This window comes from Xanthomonas citri pv. citri, from assembly GCF_000961215.1.
In the GTDB taxonomy this organism is placed as follows: Bacteria; Pseudomonadota; Gammaproteobacteria; order Xanthomonadales; family Xanthomonadaceae; genus Xanthomonas; species Xanthomonas cissicola.
The window spans coordinates 334,063-359,223 of the sequence record NZ_CP008998.1; the positions used below are offsets into that span (position 1 = coordinate 334,063).

At 66.1% G+C, this 25,161-nt stretch carries 22 protein-coding genes; 7 read left to right on the top strand and 15 right to left on the bottom strand.

Translation table 11 applies throughout. The annotated features are described in order from the left end of the window. The first annotated feature begins 20 nt into the window (after nucleotides 1-20). From zapE to AMD14_RS01955, 4 genes are all read left to right on the top strand, one after another. Nucleotides 21-1,115 (top strand): cell division protein ZapE, encoded by a 1,095-nt coding sequence (gene zapE, locus AMD14_RS01935; RefSeq protein WP_003488686.1) that lies wholly within the window; start codon nucleotides 21-23, stop codon nucleotides 1,113-1,115. Between the two features lie 372 nt (nucleotides 1,116-1,487). Beyond that, nucleotides 1,488-1,949, top strand: a complete 462-nt coding sequence (locus AMD14_RS01940; protein WP_005928468.1) for a MarR family winged helix-turn-helix transcriptional regulator — start codon at nucleotides 1,488-1,490, stop codon at nucleotides 1,947-1,949. A gap of 99 nt (nucleotides 1,950-2,048) precedes the next feature. Next, complete coding sequence (locus AMD14_RS01945; RefSeq protein ID WP_003488682.1) at nucleotides 2,049-2,477, top strand: organic hydroperoxide resistance protein; 429 nt, start codon at nucleotides 2,049-2,051, stop codon at nucleotides 2,475-2,477. Nucleotides 2,478-2,756: 279 nt separating this feature from the next. Continuing rightward, nucleotides 2,757-3,458: an alpha/beta fold hydrolase gene (locus AMD14_RS01955; protein ID WP_011050215.1), complete on the top strand. Its 702-nt coding sequence runs from the start codon at nucleotides 2,757-2,759 to the stop codon at nucleotides 3,456-3,458. 263 nt (nucleotides 3,459-3,721) lie between these two features. Here AMD14_RS01955 and AMD14_RS01960 read toward each other — a convergent pair whose 3' ends face one another. Beyond that, nucleotides 3,722-4,585 (bottom strand): DUF2884 family protein, encoded by an 864-nt coding sequence (locus AMD14_RS01960; RefSeq protein ID WP_040107557.1) that lies wholly within the window; start codon nucleotides 4,583-4,585, stop codon nucleotides 3,722-3,724. A gap of 165 nt (nucleotides 4,586-4,750) precedes the next feature. On the opposite strand from AMD14_RS01960, the gene AMD14_RS01965 reads away from it, so the two are divergent. Continuing rightward, the gene (locus AMD14_RS01965) at nucleotides 4,751-5,167 is read left to right on the top strand and encodes a hypothetical protein (protein WP_003488673.1); all 417 of its coding nucleotides are present in this window, start codon (nucleotides 4,751-4,753) and stop codon (nucleotides 5,165-5,167) included. Nucleotides 5,168-5,472: 305 nt separating this feature from the next. Here the strand turns inward: AMD14_RS01965 and xopE are convergent, their stop codons facing one another. From xopE to AMD14_RS01980, 3 genes are all read right to left on the bottom strand, one after another. Beyond that, nucleotides 5,473-6,678, bottom strand: a complete 1,206-nt coding sequence (gene xopE / locus AMD14_RS01970; RefSeq protein ID WP_011050218.1) for a XopE/AvrPphe family type III secretion system effector — start codon at nucleotides 6,676-6,678, stop codon at nucleotides 5,473-5,475. Between the two features lie 176 nt (nucleotides 6,679-6,854). Further along, nucleotides 6,855-7,883, bottom strand: a complete 1,029-nt coding sequence (locus AMD14_RS01975) for an NADPH-dependent curcumin/dihydrocurcumin reductase (RefSeq protein ID WP_011050219.1) — start codon at nucleotides 7,881-7,883, stop codon at nucleotides 6,855-6,857. A gap of 129 nt (nucleotides 7,884-8,012) precedes the next feature. Then, nucleotides 8,013-8,984, bottom strand: a complete 972-nt coding sequence (locus tag AMD14_RS01980; RefSeq protein WP_005923853.1) for an aldo/keto reductase — start codon at nucleotides 8,982-8,984, stop codon at nucleotides 8,013-8,015. Nucleotides 8,985-9,219: 235 nt separating this feature from the next. Between AMD14_RS01980 and AMD14_RS01985 the strand changes: the two genes are divergently transcribed. Then, complete coding sequence (locus AMD14_RS01985) at nucleotides 9,220-10,074, top strand: class I SAM-dependent methyltransferase (protein ID WP_005912328.1); 855 nt, start codon at nucleotides 9,220-9,222, stop codon at nucleotides 10,072-10,074. Between the two features lie 92 nt (nucleotides 10,075-10,166). Beyond that, nucleotides 10,167-10,739, top strand: coding sequence for a pseudouridine synthase (locus AMD14_RS01990; RefSeq protein ID WP_015462765.1), 573 nt, complete (start codon nucleotides 10,167-10,169; stop codon nucleotides 10,737-10,739). 123 nt (nucleotides 10,740-10,862) lie between these two features. Here AMD14_RS01990 and AMD14_RS01995 read toward each other — a convergent pair whose 3' ends face one another. From AMD14_RS01995 to AMD14_RS02050, 11 genes are all read right to left on the bottom strand, one after another. Next, entirely contained in the window at nucleotides 10,863-13,856 is a 2,994-nt protein-coding gene (locus AMD14_RS01995; RefSeq protein ID WP_011050222.1) for a TonB-dependent receptor, read from the bottom strand. A gap of 289 nt (nucleotides 13,857-14,145) precedes the next feature. Beyond that, on the bottom strand, nucleotides 14,146-14,577 hold the full coding sequence (locus AMD14_RS02000) for a hypothetical protein (RefSeq protein ID WP_003489387.1): 432 nt from the start codon (nucleotides 14,575-14,577) through the stop codon (nucleotides 14,146-14,148). A 160-nt stretch (nucleotides 14,578-14,737) separates the two neighbouring features. Next, nucleotides 14,738-17,239 (bottom strand): ATP-dependent helicase HrpB, encoded by a 2,502-nt coding sequence (hrpB, locus tag AMD14_RS02005; RefSeq protein ID WP_011050223.1) that lies wholly within the window; start codon nucleotides 17,237-17,239, stop codon nucleotides 14,738-14,740. Nucleotides 17,240-18,301: 1,062 nt separating this feature from the next. Further along, nucleotides 18,302-18,775, bottom strand: a complete 474-nt coding sequence (locus tag AMD14_RS02015) for a YehS family protein (protein ID WP_003489391.1) — start codon at nucleotides 18,773-18,775, stop codon at nucleotides 18,302-18,304. A gap of 165 nt (nucleotides 18,776-18,940) precedes the next feature. Continuing rightward, nucleotides 18,941-19,300, bottom strand: coding sequence for a hydroxyisourate hydrolase (gene uraH, locus AMD14_RS02020; protein WP_005915155.1), 360 nt, complete (start codon nucleotides 19,298-19,300; stop codon nucleotides 18,941-18,943). Further along, nucleotides 19,270-20,691 carry an FAD-dependent urate hydroxylase HpyO gene (gene hpyO / locus AMD14_RS02025; protein ID WP_011050224.1) on the bottom strand — a complete coding sequence of 474 codons (1,422 nt, stop codon included), beginning with the start codon at nucleotides 20,689-20,691 and terminating at the stop codon, nucleotides 19,270-19,272. The genes uraH and hpyO overlap by 31 nt, the downstream gene beginning before the upstream one ends. Beyond that, the gene (uraD, locus tag AMD14_RS02030) at nucleotides 20,688-21,179 is read right to left on the bottom strand and encodes a 2-oxo-4-hydroxy-4-carboxy-5-ureidoimidazoline decarboxylase (RefSeq protein ID WP_011050225.1); all 492 of its coding nucleotides are present in this window, start codon (nucleotides 21,177-21,179) and stop codon (nucleotides 20,688-20,690) included. Before uraD ends, hpyO begins: the two co-directional genes overlap by 4 nt. After that, entirely contained in the window at nucleotides 21,176-21,571 is a 396-nt protein-coding gene (hpxZ, locus tag AMD14_RS02035) for an oxalurate catabolism protein HpxZ (RefSeq protein WP_011050226.1), read from the bottom strand. The genes uraD and hpxZ overlap by 4 nt, the downstream gene beginning before the upstream one ends. Beyond that, nucleotides 21,568-22,458, bottom strand: coding sequence for an allantoinase PuuE (gene puuE, locus AMD14_RS02040; protein WP_005915162.1), 891 nt, complete (start codon nucleotides 22,456-22,458; stop codon nucleotides 21,568-21,570). Before puuE ends, hpxZ begins: the two co-directional genes overlap by 4 nt. Beyond that, nucleotides 22,455-23,711: a pyridoxal-phosphate-dependent aminotransferase family protein gene (locus AMD14_RS02045; protein ID WP_011050227.1), complete on the bottom strand. Its 1,257-nt coding sequence runs from the start codon at nucleotides 23,709-23,711 to the stop codon at nucleotides 22,455-22,457. The genes puuE and AMD14_RS02045 overlap by 4 nt, the downstream gene beginning before the upstream one ends. Then, the gene (locus AMD14_RS02050; protein WP_011050228.1) at nucleotides 23,701-24,972 is read right to left on the bottom strand and encodes an allantoate amidohydrolase; all 1,272 of its coding nucleotides are present in this window, start codon (nucleotides 24,970-24,972) and stop codon (nucleotides 23,701-23,703) included. Before AMD14_RS02050 ends, AMD14_RS02045 begins: the two co-directional genes overlap by 11 nt. Between the last annotated feature and the right edge of the window lie 189 nt (nucleotides 24,973-25,161).

Here is a 25,161-nt window from a genome sequence, read left to right on the forward strand (position 1 = left end):
GCCGGCCCGCGGAGAATGCAATGAGTGAGATGACCCCGTCGCAGCGCTACGCCGCCGGCGTACAACGCGGCGACTGGCGCGCCGACCCTGCGCAGCAGGCGGCCCTGGCGGAGCTGGACCGCATCCACGAGGCGCTGGTGGACAGCGCGCAGGATGGATGGCTGGACCGGCTGTCGGCATTCTGGAAGAAGCCCGAGCCGGTACGCGGCTTGTACTTCTGGGGCGGTGTCGGGCGCGGCAAGACCTTTCTGGTCGATCTGTTCTACGACGGCCTGCCGATCGAGCAGAAATACCGCACCCACTTCCACCGTTTCATGCGCGGCGTGCACGAGCAGTTGCGCGAGCACGCCGGTCAAAGCGATCCGCTGGCACGCATCGCCCAACAGTGGCGCGAGAACCTGCGCGTGCTGGTGCTGGACGAATTCTTCGTTACCGATATCGGCGATGCGATGCTGCTGGCACGCTTGCTCGAACGCTTGTTCGCCGAAGGGGTGACGCTGGTGACCACGTCCAACACCGCGCCGGAAAACCTCTATGCCAACGGCTTGCAGCGCGACAGTTTCATGCCGGCGATCGGGTTGCTGCAGAAGTTCTGCGTGGAGCTTTACGCGGAAGGCACCGAGGATTACCGCATGCGCGCGCTGACGCGCTCGCCGGTGTATCGCGCGCCGTTGGATGCGCAGGCCGACGATTGGCTTGCGCAGCGTTGGGCCGAGTTGAGCGGCAACGCCGAAGCGCGCGCCGGCAATATCGAAATCGAGGCGCGCAAGATTCCGGTGCGCGCACGCGGCAAGAGCATCGCCTGGTTCGATTTTGCTGCGCTCTGCGAAGGCCCGCGCGGTCCCAGCGACTACATCGAGATTGCGCGCGAGTTCACCACCGTGTTGCTGGGCGGCATCCCGCACTTCGACCGCATGAACGAAGACGCCGCGCGCCGCTTCGTCAACCTGATCGACGAGCTGTACGACCGCCATGTCAATCTGGTCTGCACCGCGCAGGACGCGCCGCCGGCCTTGTACAGCGGCCAGCGCCTGGCCGGCGCGTTCGAGCGCACCGCTTCGCGCCTGATCGAAATGCAGAGCGCGGAGTATCTGGCAACGGCGCATCGCGCGTAAGCCGGTCATCGGATAGGCGAGGACCTGTGCGATTGCCATTGCCGTGCATGTGCGGTGGTGGCACTGCACTGCCGGCAGAGTGATCGCTCAACATCGCTGACGACGATAGTCGGCGTCGTTGCTGGTGCGTCTTTCCAATTCCTTCGTGGATCCAATGAGGCGCCGCGGGCGCTGCCGTGCGTATCCGGCGATCGCGATACGTGCCGCCGCCATGTCCCGGGCGGCTATGGCATCTCCCCCCAGCGCTGCTCCTGCAACGCCACTGCGAGGTCGCAGTGCCAGTCCAAGTCGAAAGTCCCGACGGAAAAACGCCGAGCAGGCACCGCAAATAAATCGCTTGCAATTAGATCGTGTGCTATGTAAATTGCAGCCATGGACACCGCCACAGCCACCACTGCCCGCACCGATGCACTGCTGCAGCTCGATAACCAGCTGTGCTTCGCGTTGTATTCGGCCAACCTGGCGATGCACAAGCTCTACCGCGGCTTGCTGAAGGCGCTGGACCTGACCTACCCGCAGTACCTGGTCATGCTGGTGCTGTGGGAGACCGACGAACGCAGCGTGTCGGAGATCGGCGAGCGCCTGTATCTGGATTCGGCCACGCTGACACCGTTGCTCAAGCGCCTGCAGGCGGCCGGGTTGGTGAGCCGTACGCGTGCGGCCAACGACGAGCGCCAGGTCATCATCGCGCTGACCGAGACCGGCCGTGCGTTGCGCAGCAAGGCTGGCGCCGTACCGGAACAGGTGTTTTGTGCATCGGCCTGTTCGTTGGACGAACTGCGTCAACTCAAGCAGGAATTGGAGAAGCTACGCTCCAGCCTTGGCGCCGGGTGAGCTCCTGGCGTGCCGCTCGGTTTTGCAACATGTCGTACACGATTCAATCGTCAACTATTGAACCCTCATGCGCCCTAGCGCTCACTCTGGAGAACCACCATGGCCTCACCTGAAAAAGTCCTCTACACCGCCCACGCCACTGCCACCGGCGGCCGCGAAGGCCGTGCCGTGTCCTCGGACAAGGCGCTGGACGCCAAGCTGTCCACCCCGCGCGAGCTCGGCGGCGCCGGCGGCGACGGCACCAACCCCGAGCAGCTGTTCGCAGCCGGCTACGCTGCCTGCTTCATCGGCGCGATGAAGGCCGTGGCCGCCCAGGACAAGCTCAAGCTGCCGGGCGAAGTGAGCATCGACAGCAGCGTCGGCATCGGCCAGATCCCGGGCGGCTTCGGCATCGTGGTGGAACTGCGTATCGCCGTGCCGGGCATGGACAAGGCCGAACTGCAGACGCTGGTCGACAAGGCCCATCAGGTCTGCCCGTACTCCAATGCGACCCGCGGCAATATCGACGTCACCCTGACCCTGGCCTGATCCACGCCAGCATCGCCACGCGCAACACGTGGTGGAGTCAGCAACGGCCCGGCGCATGCGTCGGGCCGTTGTGTTGCAGCAGGCGGCGCTGCCCTGAACAGCGCAGGCGATCGGCATCGCGGTGCCAGCACTGACTGGCATGCGCATCGACCTTGGCATACCGGCCGATGCGGCCCACGTCAGGGTGCGCCTGCCCGGGCTGGCGATGGGCGTCGCTGCCCGGCACACTGTTGCGATGACGGTACCTGCTTCTGCGACCCCGGTCGGACCTTCCTGCGCATGAGCGCACCGCGTCCCACCTTGTTGCTGCTCCCCGGCCTGCTCAACGATGCGCAGTTGTGGCAAGCGCAGCGCGTCGCGTTGGCCGATGTCGCCGACTGCGTGGTCGGCGACATCACCCAGGGCGACAGCATGCGTGCGCTGGCAATGCAGCTGCTGGCGCAGATGCCGCTGCGTTTTGCATTGGCCGGATTTTCGTTGGGCGGCTACGTCGCGCAGGAGATCCTGCGCATCGCGCCGGAGCGTGTGGAGCGGCTGGCCTTGCTGGACACTTCCGCACGTGCCGATCCGCCCGAGCGTGCGGCGCAGCGGCGCGCGCAGGAAGCGAGCGTGCGTGGCGCCAATGCCTTCCACGGGTTCGGCGAGCGGCTGCTGCGCCACTACGTGCATCCCTCGCGCTGGCAGGACGAGGTCTTGCTGGAGCGGGTGCGTGACATGACCCAGCGCCTGGGCGTGGAGGTGTTCCTGCGGCAGAACCGGCTGCAGCGGGAAGACGGCCGCGCGTTGCTGCGCGCCTATCCCGGTCCGTTGCTGGTGCTATGCGGCCAGGGCGATGCGATCACTCCGCCTGCATTGCATGAGGAAATGGCCGCACTAGCTGCACACGCGCGTCTGGTGCAGGTGCCTGCGTGTGGCCATTTGTCGCCACTGGAGCAGCCGCGGGCGGTGTCGGACGCACTGCGGGAATGGCTGCTCGCCTGACGCTGTAACCACCGAGCTGAGGCGGCCATGCCGTGGCCATGCGGCAGGATGGCGTCGGCCAGTGCGCGAGGCTTTGAACCGCCGGTTGGGGGCGGTGATCGGCGCGCCATCGGCCGATGCAGTGCATGCCTTGATGCATGCAAGCTGTCGTGGCCAGTCACGGTGGTCATCCTGCCGCAGCGAGCCGTTGTGATGCGAGCCGTTATGAAGCCGGCGTTGTGCTGCCATCTGGCCTGCAAGGCCGCTTGCGCTGCAGCGCGAGGTCAACGCGCGGCTGTCGCCACAGCGCTGGACACCGCTGCATCGGCATCGTGTTTCTGCTGATGCGTGTTGAGTTCCAGCATCTGCAGCCGCTCGCCCTGGAAGCGATAGTCCAGCGCCTGCTGCACCCCGTACAGCGCCTGCGCCTGCGTGCACAGCGTCTGTGCCTGTGCTTCCAGCGCATCGCTGCGCGCCTGCATCCGCTGTTCCATCTGCGCGTCCAGTTCCGTGCCGCGGCGCTCCAACTGTGCAGTGCGCCCGGTCATGACCGTCCACAGCACGCTGCGGGTCAGGCTACCGGCCAGTGCTTCGGCGGCTTGTTCGACGTTGGCTTCGAAGCGCTCGTCGAACAACGCTTGCTCCCACCGCCCACGCCCGAGGCTGCCATCGACCTGTGCTCGTGCGGCTGTGCGTAGCTGCTCCACCTTGCGCTGCTGGCGCGCGCTGCCGGACAGCACGTGCACCACGCCGTTCAGCGCATCGAAGGTGATGTCGACCACCGACTGGGCGATCGACGCCACTGCCGGCATCAGCGCGCGCGTGCCTTGCTCCAGTTCGCGCAGGCGTTGCGCGTCGGCGGCGCTGACCGGCTGCGGCTGGCGGTCCACGTTGAGCTCGCCACCGTGGAAAAAGATCTCGCGCGGCAGGCCCTGCTTGCGGCGCAGCCAGATGCCGCCGGTGTCTGCCAGCACGTCGTAGGAAGTGCTGACATCGCATCGCTGCGAGGACAGCCGCGGGGCTGTGGTCTGGGCCTGCGCGGCGCAGGCCACCAGCAGCCACAACGGTGCGAGGAACACGGGACTGCGCATGAGGCTGGCCCTGGAATCGGGGCCTGCAGCATTGCGCACGGCGCAGGACGTCGCCATGGGCAGGAAGTCAGGGTGCCGGTAGTGCACGCGATGGCAGACGCTAGTCGCGAAGCGTGAACCCGGTCGAGCATCGGCGCAGTGACAGCATTCAAACGACTAGCTCACTTGATTCTCACGACCGATGGTGTGAATTATGTTGCACAGCAGCATCGGAGCCGCACAATGCTCGACCCACGCATCGAAAAGGTAGACCTGGCGCTTACCGAGATTGCCCAGGACCCATCGGAAAAGGTGGCATTGTGGCAATGGGCATGCCGCGAGATGCTGCACGAGACGTTGATCGGCATGCACCAGCTTTCGCACTTGGCCGGCATCGCAAGGCAGGTGGCCAACGACTGGCGCGAGCCGGTGGATGTCATCGCTCCTGCAAAGCCCTACCTGGCCGCATCTGCGCTTGCCGATCGCCGTCTGCCGCAGGTGCTCGACGGCCTGGGCAGCACGCACGACGACAACGACCGCGCCACCTTATGGCGGCTGCGTTACGCGAGCCTGATCGCTTCGACCTTGCAAGGCATGCAGGCGCTTGCGGAAAAGCACCGCATCGACCGCCAGGCGATGGCGATCGGGTCGTTGAACTAGCGGCGATCGGTCCGCACCTCGCGGTTATGTGTCTTGCACGTGGGTAGCAGCTGACGCTTGCGCGTCCGTTCAAAGGCCCATCTCACCGGGCAGCATTACCGGATCATCTTCAACCCGAGGTTTCTACACGGGCCGTGCATCACGACACGGTCTTGCGCACAGGTTGCCGGTGCCGCGCAGCCGAATTCCGCCGTCTCCCAACAACGTATCGCGCAGCAAAGGTGTTCGGCGGGCCGCCATCAGCCCATCAGGCCGATGACAGCGTGCCGCTGAACGATAGGCAGCTGTTCGCCTGATCGAAGAGTTCATCTCGCCACCGTGACAGGCGGGCGCCACCCGCTTCGATACCAGAAAGCCTGCCTTGCATTGGTCCGGGCACTGGTGACAAAACGCTTCAGCCGTGTGTGAGAAGTTGGCGCCCAGCTCAAAGGCGGGCGACCCAGGGCATCCAGGCGCGCTGCGTCTTTCAGGATCGCTGTCGTCGTGCGCGGCGAGATGGGCTGTGCGTCATCCAGGCCGTAGGCTTGCCGCGCCGCATCGGCAGCCAGCGCCTTACGCGTCCGCGGCGATAACTCTTGCAGCCTTTGACGCGTACGTTGGACCAGGTCGGGAGCGATGACCGGCGTCGAGGCATAGATCTTGCCAGGTACGGGCGGGGTGCGAACGACGCTCTCCACGCCGCGCAGATGTGCATGGAACTCGGTTTGCGGATCCTCGATTTCGGCTTGCAATGCGCGGGTCCTGGCCAGCGCATCGATCGCACCCGGCTTGTCGAAGCGCTCAATCGGATACGTGGATGTGCGGCGGTATGTTCCGGCCCAGCGCGAATCCCTGAGTAGAACCGCCGGACCATCGGACCACGAGTCGAGAACGACGGCCGAGTCATCCGCCTCTGCCGAGCCTGGGGGCTGGTACAGCGCATACATATGGGCGCACGCTTCGTCACAGACGTTCGTTATCTGCCCGCCGCCCTCCATGCGGACCGCATGCCGGCGTGTGTTGACCGCTGCGTTTTGGTCGCAATTGCCTGCGCTGACAGCCAGCGCGCAACCTGCCATCAAATCGATGTCATGTTTCCCGGGCCAGTAAGACAGGAAACTGTAAGACAGGTAACTACAGGTGGAGCTGCGCCCATCGCTGAGCCGAAAATCGCTCTCGATATTGCCTCGTCCATGGTGCAAGGCCAGCCGTGTCTCGTGCACCGTCGCCGTGGCGTCGGCCAGGCGTTGACGGTCGCGAACGTCTTCGATGGGTCTGCCGCTGAGACGCATTCCGAGTTGGTAGGCGGCCTGCTGGACTTCGTGCGGCTGCAGGGTCGGTTTCCCAGAACGCCCCCGCCTCGCACGGGGAACGCAGCGTGTCGGCAAGCCCTGCAGGCTAGGCGGCACCGACGTCTCGGGAACGGAAGGCGTGTGGGGGGTAACCTGCTCTGAGGCAGGGTTTGGATGTTGCTCAGGTGACGCTGCCACGCTCGACCCTGACGTCGCCGGCCTTGAAACGCATAGTCCCATGTCGCTCTCCGATCATGACCCTGGCGTCAAGTTTGGCAAGCAGCGCTGCGAACGTTGTTGGTTCACCGAAGTCATGTGTGGGATCACGAATGACTGGCGCTGGCGCCCCGCTCATCGCATTGCCTTGGAATGGAGATCGCAAGAGCGAGCGGGTGCGAGGAGCGCGGCGACTATCGCTAGGCGAGAGCGACGACGGCCTTGCCGAAGTTCTTGCCGCGTAGCACGTCGATCAGGCCCTGCGGTGCGCTGTCCAGGCCGTGCAGCACGTGCTCGCGGTACTGAATTTTGTCTTCGCGCAGCCACTGGCCCATTTCGCGCAGGAAGGCAGGCATCAGGCGGATGAAATCGTGCTGGATGAAGCCGCGCACCGTCAGGCGTTTACGCAGCACCTGGCCCATGAAGTCGGGCAGGCGATCCGGGCCGGGGTGGGCTTGCCCGCGGCTGTTGTAGGTCGCGATCACGCCGCAGACCGGGATGCGTGCGAACTCGTTGAGCTGCGGCAGCACCGCATCGAACACCTTGCCACCCACGTTTTCGAAATAGATGTCGATGCCGTTCGGGGTTGCGGCGCGCAACTGCTCTGCAAAGTCGTCGGCGCGGTGGTCCAGCGCCACATCCACATGCAGCGTGTCACGCAGATAACGTACTTTTTCCGCGCCACCGGCAATGGCGACCACGCGCAGGCCCTGCAGACGTGCCAGCTGCGCCACCGTGGCGCCGACCGGGCCGCTGGCGGCAGCGACCACCAGCGTTTCGCCGGGCTGTGGCTTACCGATTTCATGCAGGCCCGCATACGCGGTAAAGCCAGGCATGCCATACACGCCGAGCGCGGTGCTCGGTGGCAGGCTGTCGTCCTTGGGCAGCTTGCGCAAGGGTGTTGTCGGGGTCAGCAGGCTATGCGCCTGCCAGCCGCCGGGCAGCACCAACAGATCGCCAGGATGATAGTCGGCGTGATTGGACGCGATGACTTCGCCAACGGTGCCGCCTTCCATTACGGCATCGATGGCCACTGGCGCGGCGTAGGAGGGGCCTTCGTCCATGCGGCCACGCATATACGGGTCCAGCGACAGGAAGCGATTGCGGACCAGAATCTGATCGTGGCCGGTCGGTGCGACGGGGACCTCTTCGATGCGAAAGTTGTCCGCGCTGGGTTCTCCGTGCGGGCGCGATGCCAGCACGATGCGGCGGTTGATGATGGACGTCATGGGAAATGGCTCGCTAACGGTCCGCGCATGCGCGGTCGGGTGAGCACGGCCGCTGATGCGGCTGCGCGGGGGAGCGCCGTCACGGGCGCAGTGCGTGTACGGCAACGACGCGACATGCCCGCTGATGTACTAGCGGGGTGCTGATGACTCCGGCGCGCTGGCGCTGTCGAGTTGCGCAATCTGATCGGCACTGAGCGCCACGCGTGCGGCTGCCAGCACATCGTGCAATTGGGTCACGCTGGTGGCGCTGACGATCGGCGCGGTCAGGCCGGGGCGCGCGATCAGCCAGGCCAGCGCGATCTGTGCAGGCGTGGCGTTGTGCGTCACGGCCAGATCGTCCAGTGCCTGCAGGATGCGCAGGCCACGCGGGTTGACGTACTGCTTGACCACCGATGCACCGCGTGCGCTGCTCTTTCCGGCATCGTCTGCGCTGCGATATTTGCCGGTGAGAAAGCCGCTTGCCAGCGAGTAGTAGCTGATCACGCCCAGCTCGCGCTCGCGCACCAGGGGCTCCAGTTCGGCTTCGTAACTGGCGCGATCGTACAGGTTGTATTCCGGCTGCAGGCTTTCGTAGCGCGGCAGTTTGTACTGCTCGGAAATATCCAACGCATCGCGCAGGCGCGCGGCGCTGTAGTTGGACGCGCCGATCGCACGCACCTTGCCCTGTTCGATCAAACGGCCGAACGCGGCCAGCGTGGCTTCCAGCGGAATCGATTCGTCGTCTTCGTGCGCCTGGTATAGATCGATCACATCGGTCTGCAGACGCGTCAGCGAATCTTCCACTGCTGCTGCGATGTTGTCCGGCGATAGACCGGGATGCTCGCTCCATTTGGCCACCTTGGTGGCGATCAGCACCTTGTCGCGTTTCCCGCTGCGCGCAAGCCAGCGGCCGATGATGGTTTCCGATTCGCCGCCGCGATTGCCGGGCACCCACCCGGAGTAAGCATCGGCCGTATCGATGAGATTGAAGCCGGCATCCACGAATGCATCGAGCAAGGCGAACGAGGTCGCCTCATCGGCGCTCCAGCCGAACACATTGCCGCCGAAGACGATTGGTTGAACCTGTAGGCCGGAGCGGCCGAGTGCGCGGGGTTGGGTCATCGTGGATGCTCCTGATTCGAACTGGCGACAGGATAGTCACGCACACCGATGTTGCGTGTGACATCTGCGTGGATTCAGCGTTCCGCCGATCGTCCTCAGCAGCTCACAGGATCTGAACATATGGGCGCCGGGACGCCGTAACCGGCCTTGCGCGAATGCACGACGGGCAGATGGCAGGCAGGCCCTGGAGCGCATGCTAGGCTCGCGCTACTTTTTCCCGGATGAGGGTGCTGCGATGATCCGCAACAAGCTGGCCTGTGCATGTGTGATGGGTGTGGTGGTGGCGATGAGCGCGCCGCTGGCGATGGCGGTAAAGCCAGCCGATAGCGCGACCTTGCCGGCGCCCGACGCCGCATTGCAGGCGGCCATCGATGGCAACTGGCGCGACCGCGTGTACGTGCAGCGCGACCAATATCGCCACCCTGGCCAGACGCTGGCGTTCTTTGGCATCAAGCCGACCCAGACCGTCATCGAAATTACGCCGGGCGGCGGCTGGTATTCGGAAATCCTGGCACCGTACCTGCGCGAACAGGGCAAGTACGTGGCCGCCGTGGTCGACCCGGCGTCGGCACCGGAAGGTCGCAGCCGCGAGTACGCGCAGCGTGCGCGCGACGAGCTGGAGAAGAAGTTCCATGCCAAGCCGGAGGTGTATGGCAAGCCGTCGCTCGTATCCTATGTTCCCAAGTCTCCGTCCTTCGGCGTGGACAACTCCGCCGACCTGGTGCTGACCTTCCGCAACGTGCACAACTGGCGCATGGCCGGCACTGCCGAGGCGATGTTCGCCGGCTTCTACAAGGTGCTCAAGCCCGGTGGCGTGCTCGGCGTGGTCGAACATCGCGCCAAGGCCGATGTGCCGGCCGACGACAAGAGCGGCTACGTTGGCCAGGCACAGGTGATTGCAATGGCCGAAGCCGCCGGTTTCACCCTGGTTGGCAAGAGCGAGGTCAACGCCAACCCGCGCGACACCAAGGATTACCCAGGCGGTGTGTGGACGCTGCCGCCCAGCAACAGCCATGACAAGGCCGACGACGCCAAGTACCAGGCCATCGGCGAGAGCGACCGCATGACCTTGAAGTTCGTCAAGCGCTGACGCAGACCTGCATGCCGGCGCGTTGCGCGTGTCGGCATGCAGATGTTTGACGGCATCGGGTTCGTGCAGCGCGTCGCGCAACAGGATTGGCAATGTTGGTGTTGTTGAACAAACCTTACGGTGTGCTCTCGCAATTCAGCGACCGCTCGCAGCCGCCCAAGCGCACGCTGGCCGAATTCGGCTTGCCGCCCGATGTCTATGCCGCAGGCCGTCTGGACCATGACAGCGAAGGCTTGCTGGTGCTGACCGACGACGGTGCATTGGCGCATCGGCTGACCGACCCGCGCCATAAACAGCCCAAGACGTACTGGGTACAAGTCGAAGGCGCGCCACAAGCCGAACACCTGCAGGCATTGCGCGACGGGGTGGCGCTCAACGATGGCCCCACCCGGCCGGCACAGGTGCGCATGCTCGACCCGGCACCGCAGCTGTGGCCGCGCGATCCACCGGTGCGCGTGCGCAAGACGGTGCCCGATGCCTGGCTGGAGCTGCAGATCACCGAAGGCCGCAACCGGCAGGTGCGGCGCATGACCGCAGCGGTGGGCTTGCCGACCTTGCGCCTGGTGCGCGTGGCCATCGGCGATTGGCGGCTGGACGCGCTTGCGCCCGGGCAGTGGCGCGCTGAAGCAACAACCAACGCACGGCCGAGTCGGAGCCGGCGCTGAACCGACGCGCACGCGGTGTGCGAACCGACGGCATCAGCACCGGCCGCGCGTGCCTGGCGGCTGCATAGCGCTGTATGAGCTGATCTCAAGCGCAGAGTGGCAAAACGTCGCCTGCACCCAGACTCAATAATCGAAGCTCACGCTGACCCGCAGCGAGCGCGGCGCCTGCCGCACATTTGCCGCACCATACAGCGGATCCGGCTGTCCTGGATCCAGTTCCGAATATGGATAGCGCCACAACGCAGTTTGCGTATTGAACACGTTGAATACATCCAGATTGAAACCGAGCTTGCCATCGGCAATGTCGGGACGGTAGGCAAGGCCCAGGTCCAGTTGCGTCATCGTCGGCAGGCGACCCTGGCTGCCAGGAGGTGCGGGTTGGCCCTGGTAGTAGTGATAGGCGATGCCGTAACCAGCCGGATCTTCAAAATTGGGACCGTACGAGCCGAGCGGGCTGAACGGCGCGCCGGTGACCACGGCCAGGTTCGCCGACACCAGCCACTGTGGCGAGAGCTGGTAATAGCCGTACACCTTGAGCTGATGGGTGTGGTCGTTGCTCTGCGGGCCGTTGGTATGGTCCATCAGCTGCGCGTAATCCCAGGCCTGAGATGTCGCCACCGCAGTCTGCCCGATGTTGGAGAGCAGCTGACCTTCGGTGGTGCCATAGCTGCGTGAGAAAGTGTAATCGACCTTTGCGTACCAACGGCTGTCGAAGGGATGCTCCAGCGACAGATTGAGCGCGTAGTAGTTGCGCTTGAAGGCGGGCATGCCGAGCTCGGCATTGTTCAGCGGCACGCTGACGTAGTTGCCGCCGGTGTCGACCAGGGTGAAGGTGTTGGCCTTGCCCGGATTGATTAACCAGCAGCTGACCGGATTGCTCTGCTTGGTGACGTTGTAGCCCAGCGCATCGGACTTGGCCAGGACCGCATCGATGTCGCAGTAGTCGTCCACACCGCTCCGCAATAGGCGGTAGGTGCCTTTGGCGCCGTACACCCAGCTCTCGCCCAGCGTTTTGGAAAAGCCCAGAATGAATTCGTCCTGGAACGAGGGCTTGATGCCGGAGGTGGCGACGGTCTTCGGGTCGGGCAGCACGCCGTAATTGTTGTTGGACGATACCGCTTGCGTGAACTGGGTCAGATCCGTGGGGTAACCGTTGGCATCGATGCCGCCGTAGGTGTAGTACGTGGATGTTGCCAAGGTGGCGCCGGCCGCGTTGAAGGCCGGATTCAGCGGCAGCGCCAGGTAGTAGCGCCCGGCATTGCCGAACACCTTGAAATGCCCGTCGCCATCGACGTCCCAGCTGAAGCCAAGGCGCGGTGCCCATTGCCCGCTGGATTGCTTGATGTAGGCATCGCCATCGCGGTTGTAGTTGGTGAATTGGTCCAGTCGCAGGCCCAGATTGAGCAACAGCCGGTCGCTGACCTGCCAGTTGTCTTCGATGTATTGCGCGCGTTGCGCCGAGCGTACCGAGGCCAACGCGCTGGAGATGTATCTGCGCACGTAATAGCCGTCTTCGCCGTTGACGATGCCGCCGGTGGCCGGCACGCCCAGGCCGGTATTGATCGGCACGTTGGGGTTGGATTGCCCATAGATCCAGTAATAGCCGTCGCCGGAGGTCACCGAGCCGCGATTGAGCGCGCGCGCGTTCTGGTTGTCGATTCCGGCAGTGATCGAGTGCTGGCCGATGACGTAATTCAGATCCAGTCGCAGGTTGTCGGTACGGTTGCCGCGATCCGGGTCGACCAGCAGCGAGGTCGTCTGCGCGTTGGTGATCGGGTTGCCGCCGTTGAGTGCGGGATTCTGCAGCGAGGTGTTGGACAGATAGGTCAGCGAGCCGTCGTAGGCGGGGTTGCCGACGTAGTCATCGGTTTTCATCTTGCCGTACAGCGCACTCACGGTGAGGCGGTCGGTAAGATAACCGGTGTATTTGGCGCTCCACAGATTGCCGCCGGTCTTGGTGGTGTCGTCCTGGCCGCGCAGGCTGCCGCGGGTCAGCGCAGCGTAATCGTAGTTGTAGATGCTGCCGCGATACACATTGCGGCTGGATGCGCCGGTGAGTTCCAGCAAGTGATTGTCGGTGATGTTCCAATCCAGTTTGCCGTACCAGCGCGGGCGGTCGTATTGATAGCCGGTGTCGGCGTTGGTGTCTTCCACGCTGTCCAGTTCGCGGCCCTGGCGACGCTCCAGTTCATAGGAGCCGAACACGAACAGCTTGTCCTGGATCAACGGGCCGCCGGCATACACGCTCTGGGTGGACACCCATTGCCGGTCCTGGCTGTCGGGGCGGTACAAGGCGCCGTTGGCCGGGTAGCGCACGTCGTCCTTGTCGGCGCGCGTGGATGCAGGCTCCCAGAGCGCCTGACCACCGAAATGCCATTCGTTGGTGCCGCGTTTGCCCACGGCATTGATCACGCCGCCATCGGAGCGGCCGTACTTTGCGCTGTAGCCGCCGGTGTAGATTTCCTGCTGATCGATACTGCCGTAAGGCAAGGTCAGGCCACCCAGGCCTCGGAGTGGGTCGGTGGTGTTGAAGCCATTGATGTAATACGCGTTCTCCGCAGCAGAAGAGCCACCGAAGCTCACCAATTGCTCGCCACTCGGGCCGCTGTAGGTCCCGCTGCCGCTATTGCCGACTACACCCGGTGCCAGCTGCGCAATCGCTTCGGCCGAACGGCCCAAGGGCAACCGCCGCAGTTGTTCGGCCGTAATGACGGTGCGCGAATCCACGGTGGTGACGTCGATCGCCGCTGCTGCGCGATCTGCAGTGACGCTGACGCCATCCAGTTGGGTCACCGCGCCGAACGACACGTCGGTCGTGGTGCCCACCGTCAGCGTCACCGCCTGGCGCGATGTCAGCACATTGCCAGCGGCATCTTTGGCCACGACCGAATAGGTACCCAACGGCAATTGGCCCAACGCGTAGCGGCCGCGTGCGTCCACCTCGACCTCGCGGGTCAGCCCGGTATCGCTGCGTACCGCAATGCGTGTGGCCGATGTCGGCGCCTGGCCGGCAATGCTGCCGGTGGTGGATTGTGCAAACGCCAACGGCGATGCACTGGCAAACAACAACGCCAGCGCGAGCGCGCTAGGCCGTAACGTGGGAGAGAGAGCCGTCATGAACCATCACTTCTGGAGATCGGGGAAGTGGGAGCACATCGGCCAAAGACACACTGTGATGTTCACACTGCGATGTATGGCGCTGGTTGCGATGTGATCCCCGCGGCTATTAATTACCGCGCAACCCGCTATTCAGAAATGCAGTGTTGTCATGTCGCTAGATCTAATCGCTATGGCAGTTCCTGCGGTTTGTCAGACGCTGACATCAATGCATGGATTGCATGCATGCCATAAACGACAACGCCACGGCGCAGGGCCGTGGCGTTGGGGGTCCGCTTCGGATGTCGGCTTATTCGATGCCGTCGCTCGGGGTCACTGCACCGCGGCGCTGGTAGGCGGCACGCCGTGCATTGGCATTGCTGGCGTGCTCGCGATCCAGGCGATGCACGTTACCGCCGAGCACCTGCTGATCGCGCTGACGCTTGCGGTACACCGCATAGCCGATCAGGCCGAGCCCTGCGACCGCGGCAGCAACCGTGACGGCCGGGTTGCGCTTGACCAGTTTGCTGGCAGCCTTGCCACCGGTGCGCACCGCACCGAGCGCGGCACCGGTCTTGAGCCATTCGCTTGCGCTCGGTCCGAAATGACGCAGGCTGCTGCCGGCGTTGCGTGCCTGATCGCCCGCGTTGGACGCGGCGTGACGCAACTGGTCGCCTGCAGTGCCGGCCAGTTCCAGGGCACGCTCCAGGGCGCGTTCGGTGATCACAGTCAGCTTGCTCATCGGAGGCGTTTCCTTTCTGAGTACGTGATCTGCAGTCTGTGCGCTGATGCGTATAGGCGGCGTTAGCGGAGCTGGGTGCCGTTTGGCTTACGGTTAGGTAGCGCGCCGCGGGAGATTTCGAGCTCCCGTCTGTTTCACCGCCGCTGCGGGTCCATGTGTTTCAGGTGCCACGTGGTTTTGCTCTGTGGGTGGCTGCAGCGGTCCAAGGGTCGTCTGGCCACGGATGCCTCGGATACCGCCCCTTCATCTCTTTTTTTACGTCCGGATACGTAGTCGCCCAGAAACTCTTCAAGTCCTGGGTCACCTGCAGCGGCCGTCCGCCGGGGGACAGCAGGTGCAAGGTCAACGGGATACGGCCGTCGGCGATGCGTGGGGTTTCGGCTAGGCCGAACAGCTCCTGCAGCTTGACCGCCAGCACCGGCGGTAGCGGTTGGCCGGCGTGGTCGAGGGCGTAGCTGATCGGTCGCTCCATGCCGGAGGGCACGCTGATGCGGGTGGGCGCATGGCGGTCGATCGACTGGCGGCGCTCCCAGGGCAGCGCGCTCTTCAGCGCTTCGCCCAGGCTGGCTTCATCCAGCGCGTCCAGTCGGGTCTTGCCGGCGAAGGCCGGGCGTAGCCAGGTGTCCAGCGTCTCCAGTAGCGCTGCATCGGAGAGATCGGGCAGCGCCAGCTCGGGCATCCATCTCCGCAACGACTGCACGCGTGCGCGCCACTGCTGCAGGTTCTCTGTCCACGGCAGGGCGTCCAGGCCGAGTTGACGCACTGCGTCGGTGAGCGCGCCTGCGGCATGCGCCGGATCGACGCGGCCGGCCGGGCGGCTGTCGAGCACGATACGGTCGAAGCTGGATTGGCGGCGGGCGACCAGCGCGCGCTTGTCGGCGTCCCACTGCACCACGTCCTGCTGCACGAAGCGCTCGGGCAGGCTGCGACGCAGGTAGGCTTCGTCCACCGGCGCGGCGCGCAGCAACAGCGCATCCTTGGCTTCGTAGCGCAGCTCGCTGGCCACCAGCCACGGTTCGCCGCGCAGATCGCTATGGTCGAACAGGCGCGCGCTGCGGCCGTTGGCGAGCAGGTAGCGCAGCGGGTCGGCGGGGTGGCGTGCGGCGATGCGATCGGGGAACGCATGCGATAGCAGGTCGCCGAGTGCGTGCGCTTCGACGCTGGACGGCGGGACGCTGTCGCAGCGCAGCCGGCGGCGCCATTGTCTGGCGGCGCTGTCGATGGCAGCCAGGCCACCGCGATTGGCGTCGGCCGCGCTGCGGCCCTGACGAAATGCCGCGAGCGCCCGCCAACGCGCGGCCAGCCCATCGCCACCCTGGCGCAGGGGATCGCGTGCTTCCAGCAGCGCGGCCAGGTCGCAGGCCAGCGCGACACGCGTCGCCTCGCCGGCCTGCGCCAGCATCGCCGCCAGGCGTGGATGCGTGCCCAGCGCGAGCATGCGCCGGCCGAGTGCGGTGATGCCGCCGCTTGCGGTGAGCGCGCCCAGCCGCTGCAGCAGCTCGTGCGCGGCGGCCAGCGCGCCACTGGGCGGCGCATCGACAAAGCGCAGCGCGCTGCTGCCCCAGGCGGCCAGTTCCAGTGCCAGGCCTGTCAGTTCCACTTGCGTGATTTCGGCGCGGCGCTGCGGCTCCAGCCGTTGCGATTGCGGCCACAGCCGGTAGGCCCAGCCGCTGGCGACGCGCCCGGCGCGGCCGGCGCGCTGGTCGGCCGAGGCCTGGGCAATGGCCGCTACGTCCAGCCGCGAAAATCCGCTGTTGGGGTCGTAATGCGGCTCGCGCGCCAGACCGCTGTCGATCACCACGCGTACGCCAGGCAAGGTGACCGACGACTCGGCTACGTTGGTGGCCAACACCACACGGCGGCGGCCTTGCGGGCCGGGCTGCAGTACCTGGCTTTGCGCCTCCACCGACAGCTCGCCATGCAGCGCCAGCACTTGCACCGCCGGATCCAGTACATCTTGCAGTGCGCCATGCACCCGCGCGATCTCGCGTTGGCCGGGCAAAAACACCAACACATCGCCGGGATGTGTAGACAACGCGTGCTCCACCGCGCGGCGCGTCTGCGGCTCCAGCGCTTCGTCGCGGCGCGCCGGAAAGTGCGCGATCTCCACCGGGAAACTGCGACCGGCGCTGCTCAGCCGCGGCGCTTCCAGAAAGCCGGCCAGGCGTTCGCCATCCAGCGTGGCCGACATCGCCACGATGCGCAGGTCATCGCGCACTTGCGCCTGCACATCCAGCGCCAGCGCCAGACCCAGGTCGCCGGCCAGATGACGCTCGTGGAATTCGTCGAACAGCAGCACGCCGACGCTTTCCAGCATCGGGTCGTCCTGGATCAGCCGGGTCAGGATGCCTTCGGTGACGACTTCGATGCGGGTGCGCGCGGAGGTCTTGTTCTCGAAGCGGATGCGATATCCCACCGTCTCGCCAACCGGCTCGCCCAGCTGGCGCGCCATGAACTGCGCCGCGCTGCGGGCCGCCACGCGGCGCGGCTCCAGCATCACGATCTTGCGGCCGGCCAGCCACGGCGCGTCCAGCAGCGCCAACGGCACCTGGGTGGTCTTGCCGGCGCCGGGCGGCGCTTCCAGCACCAGCCGCGGATGCGCGGCGAGACTGTCGCGCATCCGCGGCAATAACGGGGAGATCGGAAAAGCGGGGTCGGTCATGCGCGGGAAGGATACGGGCTGTGGCACGCTGCGGCGACGAGCCAGAGCGTGTTATGTACGTTGAGGTGAGTGCGAAGCGTCCTGTGGCGCGTCGAGACAAGGCGTGCGCTGCGGCCCAGGCTTGGCCGCCTGGGCAAGGCGCGCAACGCGGTCTCGGCGCGCCACAGGGCGCTTCCCGGAGGGTTGGCGGCCAGCGGCGCCGAGTGCGCGCCGCGCGGCTTGGTTTGGCGCCAGCCAAGCCGGCGCCGCGCAGCATCCGCTCCGCACCGCTGACGGCCAACGCATCCCATCTCAACGTGCATAACACGCTCTAAGGTGCGGCTGGGTGGCAACACGCACCGCGTGGGGTGCACGTTGCCGCCATCAGTGGATGGATGCACCTGCGTCAGGCGGATGCAGTGCAGGCTGTGCGTGCAGTGTCATCCATTCCCTGGAAGCGTCGGCGGCGACACATCGCCCCGGGTACTGCTTGCCGACGCATGTCTGCAAGCGCTGGTCGCGCTCGCGTTGCGTGCAGGGCGTTCCAGTGCACCGGTCATCAGGATCGTTGCGCCGGCCAGCCTGGAGCGGAAGCGCTGGGAATCGAAGCACCTCATGCATTGGCGGGTTCGCAGGTCCTGTCGCACGCTCGCTGCGTCGAGGGCGTGGTGCCCTCACCGCGCGCGGGACACGCCGTTAACCCATCCGTGGGGGCTCGATGGCGGCATCCATGCCGCCAACGGTCCCGCAATCGATGAGGGCACCGCGCCGGACAGTCGGCTGAGGGTTTGTCCGAAAACGAAGGGCGCAGCGCAAGACGAGTGCTGGTTGCTTATTCAACACACTGCGTACCGACCAACGCGACTGTTCCTTGCCCGCGTGCCGTCGCGGGACCTTACGCGCACGTACTTGCAGCGTGTCCCGCGATGGTGGGCGGGCAATGGCCTGCAGCCAAGCTTCAGAGCATCCGCTCTATGCGTGATCCAAACCGCGCAGGCCACTGTCCTCGGTGAACACGACAGCCGTACGTCGCATGGCATCGTCGTCAGACCGGCCGAGTCGGCCAAGCGCACCACTCAGACGTCAACCGGCTTCGCGCATCCGGGCGGTCAGGCCCTTGAGGAAGGCGCGCAGCAGCTGGTCGCCGCAGGGGCGGAAATTCTTGTGGCCGGGTTGGCGAAACAGTGCGGAGAGTTCCGGCTTGGACAGCGGGAAACCGGCGCTGGCGAAGATGGCGTGCATGTCGACGTCCTTCAGTTCGAAGGCCACGCGCAGCTTCTTCAACACCAGGTTGTTGCCGACGCGGGTTTCCAGCGGGCGTGGCGGCTGGCTCTCGTCGCGGCCGCGGAAGCGCAGCACCAGACCGTCGAGGAAACGCGCCAGCATCGCATCGGTGCAGGGCTCGAAGCCCGGCTCGTCTTCCTTCTTCAGCCAGGCCTGTACCTGCGGCTTGTCGAGCGCGAACTCGGGGTCGGCCAAGTGGGTGATGTCCACCACCTTGTCGTCGCTGAGGTCGAGCATGTAGCGGATGCTGCGCAGTACATCGTTGTGGATCATGACCGTTCCGGTGCCCCGGCCTGTCGCCGGAAAGCGGCCATTCTACGGGGCTTGAGTGAAACCGGTCTGACACTGTGCGCAGGGGGCTCCGGCGCCGGCAGTGCGAGGGAAGCGCAGACCGTGCAGAAGGGTCCGAACCGCTTGCGCTGCGGCAATATGCAGCGCTCAGCTGCCGCGATAGGTGGAGTACCCGTACGGGGAGAGCAACAGCGGCACGTGGTAGTGGCCGTCGTCCGCGATGCCGAAGGCGATCGGGATGCGGTCCAGAAACGGCGGATCGGCCAGCGCCATGCCGGTGGCCTGCCAGTAGCGGGCGAGGTCGAATTCCAGCCGGTAGCGGCCGGGCTGCAGCGCGAGCGCGGCCAGGTCCGGGCAGCGGCCGTCATGGTTAGTGACGCCCTCGAAGTGCAGCGTGTCGCCGGCGAACAACCGCAGCGGCACGCCTGCGGCGGGGCGGCCGCTGGCGGTGTCCAGCACGTGCGTGGACAGCGTGCTCATGCCACCGCCTGAGCTGGCTGCGGCCATTGGCCGACGAATTCGGGTTGGTCGTATGCCAAGTATTGGTCGACGATGGCCTGGCGGTCGTCCAGGAACAACTGGTCGGCCACCGCGCGCGCCAGCCGCGGCAGTGCGACCTTGAGCCCGGACAAGGCCGCGGCCGAAGGTCCATGGTTGATCAGCGCCGAATAGTTGAACGCGAACAGGCCGTGCAGCAGCGCGGCATCGTCGGGCGTGCGGGGCAGCAGTTCGAAGCCAGGTCCCAGATAGGGATGTGCGTCCAGCACCGGGTTGGCCTGGCCCGGCGGCGGCTGGTAGCGGTCGCCCCAACAGGCGATGCGCCCGGACAGCGCGGCCAGTTCCGGCCGCAGCTGCGGATCGGTGACCAGGCCGGTGGCGACGGCGAGAAAATCGAAGCGGTGTTCGCGCTGCGGCGTGCGCACGACGATCTCGCCATCGCGTTCGGCCACGTCCAGCCATGGCGCACCCAGATGCAGTGCGAAGCCGGCATGCGCACACGCGCGCTGGAAGGTGTCGTTGGTCGGCGGTTGGTTGTGCGCGAAGAAGCTGGCCATCATCCGATACTTGTCTGCATCCGGCAGCGCCAGAAAACGCGGAATGATGCCGGCCTGTTCCATGTGCCGGAACGGATTGATGCGTGGCAATTCGGTGCGGCGCACGAACACCTCGGCACTGGCGACGCCTTGTTCCAGCGCAAAGCAGGCATTGTCGAAGGCAGAGGCGCCGCCGCCCAGAATGCCCACACGCTTGCCGGCCAGTGCGGCGAAATCGATGTGGCTGGACGTGTGCGCGTAGCGATGCGCGGGCAGGGCGCGGCTGATCCACTCGGGCACGACCCACTGGCCCCCGCCCTGAATGCCGGTGGCCAGAATCAGCTTGCGTGCGAGCAGGGGGGCGCCCATCGCCAGATGCAGGCGATGGATACCCGGTGCGAGGTGCGGCTCCACGCGGACCACGCGGGTGGCATTGCGCACCGGCAAGCGCAGCGTTGTGCGATACCAGCGCAGATAATCCATCCAGCGCGCGCGCGGAATCTTGTCCAGCGCGTCCCAAGCGGCGCTGCCGTACTGCGCCTCCCACCACGCGCGAAACGTGAGCGATGGCACGCCCAGATCGATCGAGGTGATGTGCTTGGGCGTGCGCAAGGTCTGCATGCGCGCGTAGGTGACCCACGGGCCTTCCTGGCCAGCCGGGTTTTCGTCGATCACCAGCACGTTGTGTACACGCTCGCGTTGCAGCGCGAACGCCGCGCCCAGGCCGCTCTGGCCGGCGCCGACGATGATCACGTCGTAGACGTGCCCGCTCGGATGCACGCGCGGCTGCACCCAGGCATCGCCGCCGTGGGCCAGGCATTGCAGGTCGTGGGCGAGGGTACGTTCGAGGTGGGCCAGGCTCATGACAGTGCCTCCAGGCGCAGGTGAACGATCTTGCCGATTTCAGCGATGGCGGTGGCGATCTCTGCATTGCGCGATGCATCCAGACGCTGCTCCAGCGCGGCCAGAATGCCGGCCTTGTCGTGCAGCCGCACGCAGATCACGAACGGAAATCCGAAACGGTGGCGATAGGCCTGATTGAGCGCGTGGAAGCGCTTGAATTCGTCTTCGTCGAGCCGGTCCAGCCCTGCCGAAGCCTGCTCTGCGGCCGATGCGGCAGTGAGCGTGCGGTCGATCGCGGCCTTGCCGGCCAGCTCGGGGTGGGCGCGGATCAGTGCGACCTGATCTTGCGGCGATGCGTCGTAGACAACCTGCATCAGGCCGCGATGCACATCGACGAACGGCCGCCGACGCAGCGCACGTTCCACCACCCACGGCGAGTGCTCGAACAAGTCGCGGTAGCGCGCCATGAAGGCGGCATCGTCCAGCCCGGGGTCGTCGACCACGCTCATGCGTGCGTGCCTTGCAGCGAGACATGCGCGGCCACCACCTTCCAGCCGTCGGCAAAGCGCACCCAGCTCTGGCTCTGCCGACCGCGCGCACTGCTGCCCTCGCGAATGAACTCGGCATGCGTGGTGGCGAAATCGTGGCCGAAGCCATGCACCTGTACATGCGCCAACTGGCGCTGCGGCGAACCACCGCGGCCAATGCGAAATGCGCGGATCGCATCGATGCCGTACAGCACTTCGCCCACGCCATAGCGCACCGTGCTGGGCGCTGCATGAAACAGCGTATCCATCGCGGCGATGTCGTCGCGCATCAACGCTGCTTCGTAGGCATGGAAGGCGGCAGTCACCTGCGCGATCACCTCGGGCAGATCGATCTCGGAGGCTGCAATGCTCATGCCGGGTGCACCTGCAGCCAATGGCGCGCGATATCGATGCGGCGCGCAATCCAGGCATCGCCGCTGGCCAGCACATGGTCCACAAAGCGCGCCAGCGCCGCCGCGCGTGCCGGCTTGCCCACGATGCGCCCGTGCAGGCCGATCGACAGCATGCGCCCGCCTTCGCCGCGCAACTGCTCGAAGCTGTCGCGCAAATAGCGAAAGAACGGCTCGCCATCGGCAAAGCCGTTGTAGGCGACGAACTTCATGTCGTTGGCATCCAGCGTGTACGGCACGATCAACTGCGCGCGGCCATGGCGGTGGTCGTAGTACGGCACATCGTCGGCGTAGCTGTCGGCGTCGTAGACAAAGCCGCCTTCTTCGGCAATCAGGCGGGCGGTGTTGGGGCTGGTTCGGCCCTGATACCAACCCAGCGGGCGGCTGCCGGTGACGCGCGTATGCACGGCGATGGCCTCGGCAATGTGCGCGCGTTCGGTGGCCTCGTCCACGTGTTGATAATCGATCCAGCGCAGACCGTGGCTGGCGATTTCCCACTGGGCCGCCTGCATCGCGGCCACCGCATCCGGATTGGACGCCAATGCCTGCGCCACACCGAAGACGGTCACCGGTACGTTGCGTGCGGTAAACAGCCGATGCAGCCGCCAGAAACCGGCGCGGCTGCCGTATTCGTACAGGCTTTCCATTGCCATGGCGCGCGCACCGGCGTGCGCTTGCGCACCGACCATTTCGGACAGGAACGCCTCAGACCCCGCATCGCCATTGAGCACGCAGTTCTCCGCGCCTTCTTCGTAATTGACCACGAACTGCACTGCGATGCGCGCGCTGCCGGGCCATTGCGCCGCAGGCGGCGTGGCGCCATAGCCGACCAGGTCGCGCGCAGCGTTCATGCCTGCACTTCCGCGTGCCAGGCGGCCAGTGCCGCTTCCACCGCCAGGCCGTGCGTGCAGGCATAGCCTTCGGCGCGCAGTACCGCCTCCAGCGCGGCCAGGGTGATCAGCACCTTGTGCTTCATGGCGTTGTAGCCCATCGCGCCAATGCGCCAGATCCTGCCCTGCAGCGGGCCGAACGCCGTACCGATCTCGATCTCGAAATCTTCGCGCATGCGGCGGCGTACCGCCTCGCTGTCGATGCCGGGCGGAATCACCACGCCGGTGACGTTGGTCATGCGATGCGCATCGTCGCCGAACACCTCCAGCCCCAACGCGCGAATGCCGGCGCTGACCGCGCGCCCGGCGGCCGCGTGGCGCGCGAAGCGTGCATCCAACCCTTCCTGCAGGGCTACGCGTGCGCATTCGCGGGCGCCGTACAGCATGGTGGTGGCTTCGGTGTGGTGGTTGAGGCGCTTGTCCGACCAGTAATCCATGATCATCGCCAGGTCGAAATAGTTCGATGCGATGCGCGGGCCGCTGCCGTTGGCGATGTCGGCGCGCACGATGCCGCGTTCGACATGTCGGCGCGCGAAGATCGCTTCTGCGGCGCGCTCGGAGACGGTGATCGGTGCCGAGCCGGATGGCCCGCCCAGGCATTTCTGCAGGCCGCCGGTGACCACGTCGACGTCCCAGCGATCGCTGGCGATGGGCATGCCGCCGATGGTGGCGGTGGCGTCCACATAACTCAGTGCACCGGCTGCGCGGCATAGTGCGCCGACGCCATCGAGCGGCTGCGCCATGGTGGTGGAGGTGTCGCCGTGTACGGTGGCCACCAATTGGGGCGCGACGCGCTCGATCGCCTCGGCAATCGCGCTTAGCGGCAGCACCTGTCCCCACGGCGCATCCACACTGTGCACGTCGGCGCCGAGGCGGCCCAGGATTTCGGTGAGCAACAAGCCGAAGCGGCCGAAGTTGAGCACCAGCACGCGCTCGCCCGGGCTGACCAGCGACACCAGCGCCGCTTCGATACCGGCGCGCGCGGTGCCATCGACCAGGAACGTCCAGCGGTTCTCGGTGCCGAACAACGGCCGATAGAGCGCCATCACCTCGTTCATGTAGGTGGTCATTTCCGGGTCGAACTGCCCCAGCAGATCGGCTGCCATCGCGCGCAGCACGCGCGGATGCGCATTGACCGGGCCCGGACCCATCAACAGGCGCTGCGGGGGATCGAGTTCGCCGAAGGTATGCAGCTGACGCAGATCAGGTGACAAGGGGATCTCCCAGATGGTCGATGAAGTGGCGCATGGCTGCCAGCGCGATCTCGACATCGGCCGGATCGACATGTTCGTCCGGATGATGGCTGATCCCGCCGGCGCAGCGCACGAACAGCATCGCAGTCGGACACAGCGCGGCCATCACCATGGCATCGTGGCCCGCACCGGAGACCAGTTGCCGCGGTGCGATGCCTTGCGCGGCAACCGCCTGTTCCAGCCGCATGATCAGTGCCGGGGCGCAGGGGCTGGCGGCCAGCGTCTGCAGTGGCTCGATCGCGATGGCGATGCCGCGGTGGATGGCGATCTGCGCCAGTGCCTGTTCGATCTGCTGCACGGCCGCATCGCGGCCTGCATCGCTGCCGGCGCGTACGTCCAGCGAGCAGTCCACACGCCCGGGCACCACGGTGGTGGCGCCGGGCGCCACCTGCAGCTTGCCGACCGTGGCGACCAGGTCGCTGCTGCCTGCGCGGGCGATACGTTCGATGGCCAGCAGCGCTTCGGCTGCGGCGCTCAATGCGTCGCGGCGCAGCGCCATGCTGGTGGTGCCGGCGTGCCCGGCGCGGCCCTCGAAGCGCAGCGCGAAGCGTCGCTGCGCGGCGATGGCGCTGACGATGCCGAGCGGCAATCCTTCCGCTTCCAATACCGGGCCTTGTTCGATATGCGTTTCCAGATACGCCAGCACGCTGCCCGGCGCGCGGGCCGCGTGCTGCACGTGGGCGATGTCCAGGTTCCACTCGGCCAAGGCACTGGCCACCGTGATGCCGGCGGTATCGGTGACCGCCAGCGTGGTGGGGTCGAGCGTGCCGGCCACCGCGCGGCTGCAGAACATGGACGCGGGAAAACGCGAGCCTTCTTCGTCGCCGAAGGCGATGACCTCGATGGCGAACGGCAGCCGGCGCCCATGCGCATGCAGCGCCGCGACGCATTCGATGCCGAGCAGGATGCCGAGCGGGCCGTCGTAGCGCCCGGCATCGCGCACGCTGTCCAGGTGGCTGCCGATCAGTAGCGCCGGCGCGTCGGCACGCGCGCCTTCGTAGCGCCCGACCAGGTTGGCCGCTGCGTCCAGTCGCACCTGCATGCCGGCCTGGCGCATCCATTCGCTCACCTGTGCCACGGCGGCGCGATGCGCCGGGGTGAGCCAGGCGCGGAACAGCCCGCCGGGCGTGTCGCTGTAGGGCGGCAGGCCCAATGCGTCGCAGCGGGCGACCGCGCGTGCGCCCGAGCTGTGGACGGGTGAGCTGCGTTGTGCGCTCAGCATGGGGTGCCGTGCGGGTGTGTGGTTGCAAAGGAGCTGCCAGGACCGCGATGCGATAAGTGCTGATGCATGGAGCCTCCGCAGGCGGTGTGGAAAGGGGCGGATATCGCCAACGTTGGTCGCCTCGCAATGGCATCAGGTGCTTGCGCGGCAGGGGCGGCGGCCGTCGAATCGACTATACGAACCGGCCCC

Bases quoted from the DNA above. Each gene is read 5' to 3' on its own strand.
- AMD14_RS01945 (WP_003488682.1), top strand. From the start codon at position 2,049: ATGGCCTCACCTGAAAAAGTCCTCTACACCGCCCACGCCACTGCCACC.
- hpxZ (WP_011050226.1), bottom strand. From the start codon at position 21,571: ATGAGCATTGCAGCCTCCGAGATCGATCTGCCCGAGGTGATCGCGCAG.
- puuE (WP_005915162.1), bottom strand. From the start codon at position 22,458: ATGAACGCTGCGCGCGACCTGGTCGGCTATGGCGCCACGCCGCCTGCG.
- AMD14_RS01980 (WP_005923853.1), bottom strand. From the start codon at position 8,984: ATGACCCAACCCCGCGCACTCGGCCGCTCCGGCCTACAGGTTCAACCA.
- AMD14_RS02050 (WP_011050228.1), bottom strand. From the start codon at position 24,972: ATGCTGAGCGCACAACGCAGCTCACCCGTCCACAGCTCGGGCGCACGC.
- uraD (WP_011050225.1), bottom strand. From the start codon at position 21,179: ATGAGCGTGGTCGACGACCCCGGGCTGGACGATGCCGCCTTCATGGCG.
- xopE (WP_011050218.1), bottom strand. From the start codon at position 6,678: ATGGGACTATGCGTTTCAAGGCCGGCGACGTCAGGGTCGAGCGTGGCA.
- AMD14_RS01960 (WP_040107557.1), bottom strand. From the start codon at position 4,585: ATGGCGACGTCCTGCGCCGTGCGCAATGCTGCAGGCCCCGATTCCAGG.
- AMD14_RS01995 (WP_011050222.1), bottom strand. From the start codon at position 13,856: ATGACGGCTCTCTCTCCCACGTTACGGCCTAGCGCGCTCGCGCTGGCG.
- AMD14_RS01975 (WP_011050219.1), bottom strand. From the start codon at position 7,883: ATGACGTCCATCATCAACCGCCGCATCGTGCTGGCATCGCGCCCGCAC.
- AMD14_RS01940 (WP_005928468.1), top strand. From the start codon at position 1,488: ATGGACACCGCCACAGCCACCACTGCCCGCACCGATGCACTGCTGCAG.
- zapE (WP_003488686.1), top strand. From the start codon at position 21: ATGAGTGAGATGACCCCGTCGCAGCGCTACGCCGCCGGCGTACAACGC.
- AMD14_RS01985 (WP_005912328.1), top strand. From the start codon at position 9,220: ATGATCCGCAACAAGCTGGCCTGTGCATGTGTGATGGGTGTGGTGGTG.
- AMD14_RS01990 (WP_015462765.1), top strand. From the start codon at position 10,167: ATGTTGGTGTTGTTGAACAAACCTTACGGTGTGCTCTCGCAATTCAGC.
- uraH (WP_005915155.1), bottom strand. From the start codon at position 19,300: ATGGCCGCAGCCAGCTCAGGCGGTGGCATGAGCACGCTGTCCACGCAC.
- AMD14_RS02015 (WP_003489391.1), bottom strand. From the start codon at position 18,775: ATGATCCACAACGATGTACTGCGCAGCATCCGCTACATGCTCGACCTC.
- hpyO (WP_011050224.1), bottom strand. From the start codon at position 20,691: ATGAGCCTGGCCCACCTCGAACGTACCCTCGCCCACGACCTGCAATGC.
- AMD14_RS02000 (WP_003489387.1), bottom strand. From the start codon at position 14,577: ATGAGCAAGCTGACTGTGATCACCGAACGCGCCCTGGAGCGTGCCCTG.
- AMD14_RS01965 (WP_003488673.1), top strand. From the start codon at position 4,751: ATGCTCGACCCACGCATCGAAAAGGTAGACCTGGCGCTTACCGAGATT.
- hrpB (WP_011050223.1), bottom strand. From the start codon at position 17,239: ATGACCGACCCCGCTTTTCCGATCTCCCCGTTATTGCCGCGGATGCGC.
- AMD14_RS01955 (WP_011050215.1), top strand. From the start codon at position 2,757: ATGAGCGCACCGCGTCCCACCTTGTTGCTGCTCCCCGGCCTGCTCAAC.